At 71.1% G+C, this 1,411-nt stretch carries 1 protein-coding gene; it reads left to right on the forward strand.

Annotated features, from left to right (window positions below):
* The first annotated feature begins 56 nt into the window (after nucleotides 1-56).
* A complete protein-coding gene (glyA, locus tag ACFU6K_RS38995) occupies nucleotides 57-1,325 on the forward strand; it encodes a serine hydroxymethyltransferase (RefSeq protein WP_380671417.1) in 1,269 nt (422 codons plus the stop codon).
* Nucleotides 1,326-1,411 lie beyond the last annotated feature (86 nt).

Here is a 1,411-nt window from a genome sequence, read left to right on the forward strand (position 1 = left end):
ACCGCGGCCCGCCCCGCCCCGGCCCCTTTCCCTCCTCCTCCCGGGAAGACCACACCATGACTGTTCTCAACCAGTCCCTGCACGCCCTCGACCCGGAGATCGCCGCCGCGGTCGACGCCGAGCTGCACCGCCAGCAGACCACCCTGGAGATGATCGCCTCCGAGAACTTCGCCCCGGTGGCGGTCATGGAGGCCCAGGGCTCGGTGCTCACCAACAAGTACGCGGAGGGCTACCCCGGCCGCCGCTACTACGGTGGCTGCGAGCACGTCGACGTGGTCGAGCAGATCGCGATCGACCGCATCAAGGCCCTGTTCGGGGCCGAGCACGCCAACGTCCAGCCGCACTCCGGCGCGCAGGCCAACGCCGCCGCGATGTTCGCGCTGATCCAGCCGGGCGACACCATCCTGGGCCTGAGCCTGGCCCACGGCGGTCACCTGACCCACGGCATGAAGATCAACTTCTCCGGCAAGCTCTACAACGTGGCCGCGTACCACGTGGACGAGAAGACCGGCCAGGTCGACATGGCCGAGGTCGAGCGCCTCGCCAAGGAGCACCAGCCGAAGCTGATCATCGCTGGCTGGTCCGCCTACCCGCGCCAGCTCGACTTCGCCGCGTTCCGCCGGATCGCCGACGAGGTCGGCGCGCTGCTCATGGTGGACATGGCGCACTTCGCCGGCCTGGTGGCCGCCGGGCTGCACCCGAACCCGGTGCCCTACGCGGACGTGGTCACCACCACGACCCACAAGACCCTGGGCGGCCCGCGCGGCGGCGTCATCCTGTCCAAGGCCGAGTTCGCCAAGAAGATCAACTCCGCGGTCTTCCCCGGCCAGCAGGGCGGCCCGCTGGAGCACGTGATCGCCGGCAAGGCGGTCGCCTTCAAGGTCGCGGCCTCGGAGGAGTTCAAGGAGCGCCAGCAGCGCACCCTGGACGGCGCCCGCATCCTCGCCGAGCGCCTGCTCCAGGCCGACGTGGCCGAGGCCGGCGCCAGCGTGCTCTCCGGCGGCACCGACGTCCACCTGGTCCTGGTCGACCTGCGCAACAGCCAGCTCGACGGCCAGCAGGCCGAGGACCGGCTGCACGAGGTCGGCATCACCGTCAACCGCAACGCCATCCCGAACGACCCGCGCCCGCCGATGGTCACCTCGGGCCTGCGCATCGGCACCCCGGCCCTCGCCACCCGCGGCTTCCAGGCCGAGGACTTCCGCGAGGTCGCCGACATCATCGCCGAGGCGCTCAAGCCCGCCTTCGACGAGACCGTCGCCGACGCGCTGAAGGCCCGGGTCACCGCCCTGGCCGAGAAGTACCCGCTCTACCCGAACCTCTGATCACTCCGGTGATCGTTCGGGCGGGGTGACCGGCCTCACCCCTCCGGCGTACCAGGCACCCCGGGGCACCGCGCACACTGGAAGTG

Origin of the sequence: Kitasatospora sp. NPDC057512 (genome assembly GCF_042802135.1) — a bacterium.
Taxonomy (GTDB): domain Bacteria; phylum Actinomycetota; class Actinomycetes; order Streptomycetales; family Streptomycetaceae; genus Kitasatospora.